We start from the raw sequence: 8,397 nt of genomic DNA on the forward strand, positions 1-8,397 counted from the left end.
CTGATAGAAACAGAAGCCACTGGAGCACCTCAAAAACACCATCATACACTAAATCAGTAAGTTGGCAGCATCACCCATCAGCCACTGGTTAATAAGGTCAATATCACCGGTTTCCAGTAGGGTGGTCTTATATTGCTCAACCAGCCGGTTATGTTCACTGTGAAATACGGCGTGAACGGCAGTTAGCCCAATGTTTTCATTACCGCGCCCGTCACCGGTGATAAAGTGGCGATCCAGGAGCTCATCATCGTACGTGCCCGCTGGCTGTTGCCCGCCAATAACGTCGTCATCATCTGCCAGTAAACCCGCTTTTGGCGCGGCAGTATGCGCAATATCATCGAGAAAAGCATGCCCGGTTCGGAAGGTGCTCTCAGGTAACAGACCGCCATTGGCTTCTACCAGCCCACTCGTGGTAACAATCTGTACTTTTCCATTTTCACTTAAAATCAAATTACCGTAACGATCAGTCGCCAGCAGCGGCACATTAAACACATCCTGATCGGTCAATTTAATGCCGAGTAGCGTTTCCGCCTGGTTCTTGACGTCAGCCCAGGTTGCCAGCCCACCGTTAGCCCCACCTAATAAATTACCCGTCGGCTCAGGTTTACCGTCAATTAATACATATTCACGGATAAAGATCTGATGCGACGGATGAGAGGTGTAGGTTTGGTTCTGGTCGATAAATGGGGTTGTAAGGTTAACGGTTTCTCGATTTTCATCGACCGTTGCCCGGGTTAATAACATAAAGTTGGTCGACGACCCTTCAACATATAAAGGGTCGTCGGGTTGTAATGGAATGAAGACGATGCCGTTTCCTCCTTTAGGGATGAGGTCCAGACCATGGTCAAAAAACTGACCAAAGAAAGTCATCCAGCCATTAAACGCCGGAGAAAGGCCAATGTCAGGGGATTGGTTGGGAATAGATAAACTGCCATTTCCAGTAGTCGTCCCCCCCCCCGGGAGCATCTTTTAAGGCGTTAAATGCCTCCAGCGCGGCCGGATTGGCGGCAGTTTGGTCCGAAATTAAGTTACTAATAACACGAGGATCGGCATCAATAACCGTCCCACCAATCTGGATATAACTGGTCATTTCATCCGCATCCTGCCAGTTCAGTGCCGTTAATCTTGGCATTGTCTGATCGGCCGAACCGTATAATTCCTGACCGGGGAGGAGATTATTCCATGAACCATCTACAGTACGCAGTCCGTAAGGTAACAGTGGACTGGAGACTAATTCCCGTAGCATATCAGCGTTGATGCTACCATCCGGGTTAGTCGCCGCTTCGGATATTTTTATCTGCTTAAGAATAAAAGCAAGATCGTGGAGAGTGACAGTAAAGTCATATTGTGAGGCCATACGTTATTACCCCTATCTTTACCTGTATTAGCTATCATCACCCATTTTCTATTTACAAAAACTGACAGAAGAATAGGCAGTATCAGATACCTGATTGTTATTACATGCTTAGATTCCATTCCGAAAATACAGAAGATACCCACAGCGTATTTAGAGTTGTTCTCCTGAACTGTACTTCGCACAATGAGGTGCTCACCTCATTTATATAAAGGTTTGGGCGGATAGCGGATACCGTGGGCCATTGAATTAAAAGGGTTACTCATGGCGCACAGTTTTGAGAAGGGCAAGTCTTCTCAAGCCTTAAACGTGTTAGGGGGGTTGTAACCTCATATTACATTTCTGTTATGATCATAACTATGGTTTTTCCTTTGCCGACTTCACTCATACTTTTCTATCAAAAGATTAAATTTTCATTTCTTTACATTAAAATTTATTACCATGCTAACGTGTTTTATAATAGTAACGTCGTAGTGTGGAATATAAAATTTAATATTGGATAAAATTCAACAAGACACCATTCCTGGTCAATGATTATGATGTTGCGAAAATCAATATAACAATCTTTGTTAAACAGAGAGGAGACTTTATCGTTTTACAGGGAAACCACAACGTTCCTCTGGCAATAAAGATTACCCTTCCAAACAGGTAACCCAATGAATAAAAATATTATTCTCATCTCCGGGATGCTCTTTTCGACTGTCGGGCATGCCAGCGCACTCTATTTCTATGAAACAGGTACCGAGGATACCGCACTGGCGGGGGCAGGCCAGGCCGCGCGCGCTCAGGATGCCGCAACCTTGCTCACTAATCCCGCCGGAATGACACGTTTACCCGATCACAAGGTGACTACCGGATTGCAGGCAATGGGGGGGGATATTCCTTACACACTCAACAACGCTTCTGTTGAACAGCAAAGTCCCGGCAATGCCATGAAGGTCTTTCCTAATGCCAGTCTGTTTTACACCCAACATCTGAACGATACCGTTTCTGCGGGAATTGGCTTATATAGCAACTATGGCCTCGGTATTGATTTTGGTGACTGGGCAGGCGATCGACTTATTAAAAAAAGCACGATGGTTGCGATGACGCTAAGTCCAGGGGTAGCATGGAAACTGAGTGATAGGGTGTCCGTTGGTGCCGCAGTCGGGCTCAACTACGGTTTTCTATCTCTGACCCGGAATAATGATGGCAGTGATCGGACGCAACACGACCATGACTGGGCGATGAACTATCGTCTTGGCCTATTAATGGATTTAACCGATCAAACCCGTGCAGGTATTACCTGGACCAGCAAGACAGACTACCATTTCAATATTGATGGCAGGGTACGATTCCCGAACCAGCCCAATCTCGAGTATGATTTGCCGTTCTCTACCCAAGTGCATGCACCACAGCAGGTAATGTTTAGCCTGGTTCACGATATTAGTCAGCAGTGGTCGCTGATGGGCGATCTTGGCTGGCAGGACTGGAGTCAGTTTGGTAGCCCGCAGATACAGGTTAATGGTCATACAAGTGACCGGACAAACCGTCTTCAGGACACATGGCATACGGCGTTGGGCGTGCAGTATCGTCCCGATGAGCAGTGGCGCATAAATGCAGGTGTCGCATTTGATAGCTCACCGTACAAAACGCAAAGCGATGTCGCACTTTCATTACCAACCGGCGATGAATGGCGTTTTGCCACCGGAGCGCAGTACCAAATTACCCCAGCCAGCAATATCGGGTTTGCAGTCGAATATTTGCATATGCAGTCGGCGAACGTAAAATCGGATCCGTTTGCCGGAGAATACAAAAATCCGTGGCTATGGTTTGCCAGTGTTAACTACAGCTATCAGTTCTAGTATTTGGTTGCTTTCCGCTCATTATTAATAATCACCACGTTGAACTATCTCCCGTCATGTTGCCGTCCAACACGCGCGGTATGGCTGCATTTTTACCCATGTCAGGCTATCTGCTGGTGGCCTTTTTCATTTGTTCTAATTTAAATAAAAACTCATTTCTGCTTTAAGTATTGGGCAACATATGATTTTAATAGGCTAATGAACTATCTTCATGGAATAACCATTGATTCACGCCACTCAACCAATTGAAAGAATAAAGGTTTTCTCATGCAAATTTTACCCCCGGTACGCCCAGAGCAAAGCATACAACGTTTGACGCAAGCGCTTGAACCCATTGCGGAAAAATTCAATGTTGTTCCGCGACGACGCATCATGTGGAAATACAAAAATCAGCCTCAACTCTACTTGTTTTTGCAAGGAGAGCTCTCTATTTTACGTTCTTCCGATGGTCTGTTGATTGTGACTGTCTATGAGCCTCATTTGTTTGGTATTGCCGAGATGATCCAACCCGTGCACGCTCACTTGCTACGTGCTGAAGCGGAATCAACAATATTACGTGTTGATGTCCTTAAAGCCAGGGAACTCTTCAATCAACAAAGATTGTGGGAAGATGCCGCTGCGCTACTTGCCTATCATACCGGCTATTTATTTTACCGAGACGATTTAGTGGTGCAACAGCGTACCTATTCAGTGATACGAAATCATTTAGAGGAAATGAATCTGTTACCACAAGAGACCCGACTGCGCGTTTCTATTCTTGATTATATTCAGGAACGTACACATTTATCGCGCAGTAGTGTTTTAAATGTTGTCTCTGCGTTAAAGAAAGGGGGGTATATTGACTTTGAACGGGGAGGGTACCTAACGTCAATCAACAAATTACCTGAGGGGTTCTAAATAAGTCCAAAAATAAACTAAAAACCAATTATCAACATGGTCTAAATATCCTATTGTAGCGACACTTTATTTGTTCCAAACATAACTCTATGTCCACGATAGGAAAGCTATGAAAAAGACACTTATTACACTCATTATTGCTAACGCTTTTACCGCAACAACCGCTTTTGCTGCTGCTGATGTCGGCACCTGGTACGCGGGGGGTAAATTTGGTTGGTCACATTATTTTGACTCCAGCACAACACAACAAGCCAATGACCACGGGGATAAATACGGTAATGTTGGCTTTGATAGTGATAATGTGGGTGGCGGTGTATTTACCGGTTATCAAATTACACCGTGGCTTGCCGTAGAGGGTGGTTACGATTACTTAGGTAATATGCAATTCAATGGCAGAAATGGTGCATCAGGTTCGCAAATGAAAAGCCAGGGGTTGCAAGTAACGATGAAAGCAAGTTATGGTCTGACCGATGCCTGGGATATTTATGGTCGGGCAGGGGCGATGGGATATCGCGCAGAATCTGATATTAAAGGAAGTAACCATTTTGACACGGGTATACGTCCGGTCGTCGCGGTGGGTACAGAATATGCTTTCAATAAGAACTGGGCTGGACGCCTTGAATATCAATGGGTAAGCAACGTGGGTAACGAAAACCAGATTGGTGCCAGCAGCGATATCAGTTCAGTAACGGCAGGGGTATCTTACCGTTTTGGCCAGCATGACTGAGTAGATTAGTCGAACGCAGGACAATGCTTTAATTACGCAATGTAGAAAAAGCCTCCTCATTATTATTGAGGAGGCTTTTTTATTACTCAAATAATGTGGTAACAGTTTGATTGATGTTTAACAACCCAGTTCTATTCTGCTCTTTATAATAGTAGTCATTCATCTGTTGCATTTGCTCAAGCTTGGTTAAAGATGTATATACCTGGTGAGTCTCACTGTGAATATCAAAAATATCACGCGATTTAACATCCTGAAGATATTCACTTTTTAGTGATATCGCAATATTGTCAATTTGCTGTTTATTTTTTTGATATAACGATCTGTACAGTTCAGGATTAGCAGGTGGTGATGTGGCTTCCTGTTGTACAATTGGAATAATCATATTGTTAATTTTGCTCACCGGTGCCGGTGGTGCCGAATTACAGGCAGAGAGTGTGCCAATGAAAAAGATAAAGTAGAGTTTGCGCATGTGCTTTATATAGACAGTAAGTGGATACCTGCCATTATCTTTTTTAACAGGTGTGCGTCCACAACTATGATGTTTAAAAATAAATTGGTCGAAATTTAAAATTAAACACTGTTCTATTTCCCGGTAACCGATGAGCGTGTTAGCCTTTGATTATTGAATTACGTTTATCGTCAGCATACAAAAATTTTAAAACCAATCAGCAATCAAATATGCAGAACGTCTTTCTGCACATTGTTATATTATTAGCCGAGGATTTATGAAACTTAATAAAGTAGTTGGTTATATGGTTATGGCAGGGGTGTGTTCTGCATCGTTAATATCACTTCCTGCGATGGCACAGGAGGTGGCGAAAGAGGCCACGGCACAGACTAAAAGTGCGAATGATGCGTTGTACGGACAACTCCCGTTCACGGATAAAACCGATTTTTCTAATGCTCACAAAGGCTTTATTGCGCCACTGCCACAAGAATTGATTAAGGGGAAACAAGGGAATACCGTCTGGAATCCGCAACAGTATGCATTCATTAAAGAGGGCGATAAAGCGCCGGATACGGTGAATCCGAGCCTGTGGCGCCAGTCACAATTGATCAATATCGGCGGCTTGTTTGAAGTCACTGATGGCGTTTATCAGATTCGCAATCTGGATCTTTCGAACATGACCATTATGGAAGGTAAAGAAGGTATTACCGTCATTGACCCGCTGGTTTCGGCAGAAACGGCTAAAGTAGGAATGGATCTCTATTACCAGAATCGGGGCAAAAGACCTGTTGTTGCTGTTATTTATACCCACAGCCATGTTGACCATTACGGCGGTGTGCGTGGTGTTGTCGATGAAGCAGATGTGAAATCCGGCAAAGTAAAAGTATATGCACCGGCTGGCTTTATGAAAGAAGCCGTGTCGGAAAACATTATGGCGGGTAATGCGATGAGTCGCCGCGCCAGCTATATGTATGGCAACCTGCTGAAGCCCGATGCGAAAGGTCAGGTAGGCGCTGGCCTTGGTACGACGACTTCCGCCGGCACAGTAACCTTGATTGAACCGACTAACTACATCACTCATACCGGACAGAAAGAAGTTATCGATGGCTTAACCTATGACTTTATGATGGCCCCGGGTTCGGAGGCACCTGGTGTGCTTAACCATAGCGCTAATGCACAGGCCAGCGATGCAGATGCTTCCATTGTTTTGAACCGTGCAACCCTCAACAAAATCATTCTTAAGGAAGAGTCGCTGAAACAGGCGAAAGAGAAGGGCGAAGTGACTATTACCGGCAACCAGGCTAAAGTAGATGAATTCCTCAGCTATTTAGATAGCTTTGATTTCTGGTTTAATATCGTAACACCCTGATTTTAGATATAAATGATAAGACCCGCCATAACAGGCGGGTTTTTTATTCTCTGGGGTTGTGCTTGATTCAGGTCCGTTAGCAATGGGTGTTCAAAGATGCTGTGTGCACATTTCTACCTTAGAGGGCAAGTGGGTAGAAAGGTCATCATGGATATGCCATTGATGGCAAGACCAGGGTGTTCTGTTTGGTACGCATTAATTGAATTTAACATAATATACATTATGCGCACTAATATAGTGGAGGGTAAAATCTGGCATATTGGGTTCATCATTGTGCTGGTCGTTCAACGCAGTTCCTGGATTCATGCTGTTAACCAACTACCATTCAAACCATACACTTTACGCATACGTCAAATCGTTGATGTTGTAATTGCCCACTGGTCCTTTTCGCGTACAACCGAGGTACGACACAAATCTGTGCCTCTGGAATTTCACAGCAACGGAACCTACAGCACAATGCAAAGAACTATCCATGTTCATCAAAATGACAACGCTATCTTACGCGTCGCTTTTCTATTGATTCTTTCAATCACGCTGACTGGTTGTGCGTTGACCCGCGTCTCAGCCAGTTCACTCGACAAAGACGTCGATGGGCTAAATGTTATTGGCTTGAATCTGGATGCTGCAAGGAAAAAAGCAAACGTGGATGGTTTTGTGTGCAGTAAGGATGCAAACCTCAATCTGGTACAAACCGAAACTGGCAGTCATAAATGGTTACAAACGGAATGCAGTAAAAAAAGCCTGGAACTGTTCTGCCCACAAATGCGGTTTATAGTGCTCAATGTTGACCCCGATACAAATAAAATTGTTGATGTGGGGAAATATATTAATCAGCATACTTGTTTCTGAATATGACATTGGCACCAACACCAGTAGGACCTATGTGATATCGATGTCCCCTTCTGTCTCCACTTCGATTCAAGCGTACCGGATTGTATTGTTCCGATGAAAATAATATAATATCTGCATATTTTTAATGATAATCGTTACTGTTTAACGGACAGCCGACTTCTAAATAAAACTTAACATAACCCATAGTTTTATTTACATTAATCACCTGGAGTTATGATGAATGATTTAAACCGTTTTTACTTTGACTTACCACAATGGCTAGGTAAGAGTGAAGGCATTCATCGACAATTTATTGGTAATTTTATATCTTGTCTCCATGATGAACAATTACAAGTAATACTGAATCCTGCTAATTTCCCTTGTTATGGTCTAAAAAGACTGGCAATTAAAGAATCTATTACATTCTCCTTTCACTCATATAATAATGACAAAATGTTTTCTCGATAAAAGAATCACCTATATATGGACTGTACTCTGTAGATAAAAATGGATATTCAGGGTGGGCAGATATTTGTGTCAACTTCAGTTCATATATCGATAAAATAAATAAAATAGATAGTATTAGTGCCAAAAATATCATCAGCGAGAAACGGGATTTTTTTAGGGCGACAAAACTCTCCAAGCATCAACAGCCACAGAACCACGTCGCTCTCCCCTCGGACTACCTGTTTTTCCCCATGCAGGTCAACTCTGACTCGGTTACGGATCATGAGAACATCAGTGCCATGGAGGCATTAGACTATGTTGCAGCATTGGCTAAGAAGACAAATCGAACGTTGGTAATCAAACGCCACCCAATGTGTAAATCCAGAGGTATTGATGCCAAGATTGGGTGATGCTGCCAACTTACTGATTTAGTGTATGATGGTGTTTTTGAGGTGCTCCAGTGGCTTCTGTTTCTATCAG

Annotated in this window: 6 protein-coding genes and 2 pseudogenes; 6 read left to right on the forward strand and 2 right to left on the reverse strand. The window is 43.6% G+C overall.

Going from position 1 to position 8,397, the window contains the following annotated elements; all coding sequences use genetic code 11:
• Positions 1-75: 75 nt before the first annotated feature.
• Positions 76-1,357 (reverse strand): annotated as a pseudogene (locus RYZ59_RS24140) (peroxidase family protein); the annotation flags it as partial.
• Positions 1,358-2,010: 653 nt separating this feature from the next.
• On the opposite strand from RYZ59_RS24140, the gene RYZ59_RS24145 reads away from it, so the two are divergent.
• The 3 genes from RYZ59_RS24145 to RYZ59_RS24155 all read left to right on the forward strand — a co-directional run bounded on the left by RYZ59_RS24145 (position 2,011) and on the right by RYZ59_RS24155 (position 4,822).
• The gene (locus RYZ59_RS24145; protein WP_318051090.1) at positions 2,011-3,198 is read left to right on the forward strand and encodes an OmpP1/FadL family transporter; all 1,188 of its coding nucleotides are present in this window, start codon (positions 2,011-2,013) and stop codon (positions 3,196-3,198) included.
• Between the two features lie 267 nt (positions 3,199-3,465).
• Entirely contained in the window at positions 3,466-4,095 is a 630-nt protein-coding gene (locus RYZ59_RS24150) for a helix-turn-helix domain-containing protein (RefSeq protein ID WP_318051089.1), read from the forward strand.
• Positions 4,096-4,204: 109 nt separating this feature from the next.
• Positions 4,205-4,822, forward strand: coding sequence for an outer membrane beta-barrel protein (locus tag RYZ59_RS24155; protein WP_271448858.1), 618 nt, complete (start codon positions 4,205-4,207; stop codon positions 4,820-4,822).
• A gap of 82 nt (positions 4,823-4,904) precedes the next feature.
• Here RYZ59_RS24155 and RYZ59_RS24160 read toward each other — a convergent pair whose 3' ends face one another.
• A complete protein-coding gene (locus RYZ59_RS24160) occupies positions 4,905-5,291 on the reverse strand; it encodes a hypothetical protein (RefSeq protein ID WP_318051088.1) in 387 nt (128 codons plus the stop codon).
• A 283-nt stretch (positions 5,292-5,574) separates the two neighbouring features.
• Between RYZ59_RS24160 and RYZ59_RS24165 the strand changes: the two are divergent.
• The 3 genes and pseudogenes from RYZ59_RS24165 to RYZ59_RS24170 all read left to right on the forward strand — a co-directional run.
• Positions 5,575-6,420, forward strand: a pseudogene (locus tag RYZ59_RS24165) (MBL fold metallo-hydrolase); the annotation flags it as partial.
• A complete protein-coding gene (locus RYZ59_RS24905) occupies positions 6,397-6,639 on the forward strand; it encodes an alkyl sulfatase C-terminal domain-containing protein (RefSeq protein ID WP_411961780.1) in 243 nt (80 codons plus the stop codon). The pseudogene RYZ59_RS24165 and the gene RYZ59_RS24905, both read left to right, overlap by 24 nt.
• 147 nt (positions 6,640-6,786) lie before the next feature.
• Positions 6,787-7,488, forward strand: coding sequence for a hypothetical protein (locus tag RYZ59_RS24170; RefSeq protein ID WP_318051086.1), 702 nt, complete (start codon positions 6,787-6,789; stop codon positions 7,486-7,488).
• Positions 7,489-8,397 lie beyond the last annotated feature (909 nt).

Origin of the sequence: Citrobacter sp. HN-141, assembly GCF_033341895.1 — a bacterium.
Taxonomy (GTDB): domain Bacteria; phylum Pseudomonadota; class Gammaproteobacteria; order Enterobacterales; family Enterobacteriaceae; genus Citrobacter.

What these genes read in the sequence shown, in the direction of transcription:
- RYZ59_RS24145 (WP_318051090.1), top strand. Translation starts at nt 2,011, where the DNA reads ATGAATAAAAATATTATTCTCATCTCCGGGATGCTCTTTTCGACTGTC.
- RYZ59_RS24150 (WP_318051089.1), top strand. Translation starts at nt 3,466, where the DNA reads ATGCAAATTTTACCCCCGGTACGCCCAGAGCAAAGCATACAACGTTTG.
- RYZ59_RS24155 (WP_271448858.1), top strand. Translation starts at nt 4,205, where the DNA reads ATGAAAAAGACACTTATTACACTCATTATTGCTAACGCTTTTACCGCA.
- RYZ59_RS24160 (WP_318051088.1), bottom strand. Translation starts at nt 5,291, where the DNA reads ATGCGCAAACTCTACTTTATCTTTTTCATTGGCACACTCTCTGCCTGT.
- RYZ59_RS24905 (WP_411961780.1), top strand. Translation starts at nt 6,397, where the DNA reads ATGGCCCCGGGTTCGGAGGCACCTGGTGTGCTTAACCATAGCGCTAAT.
- RYZ59_RS24170 (WP_318051086.1), top strand. Translation starts at nt 6,787, where the DNA reads ATGGATATGCCATTGATGGCAAGACCAGGGTGTTCTGTTTGGTACGCA.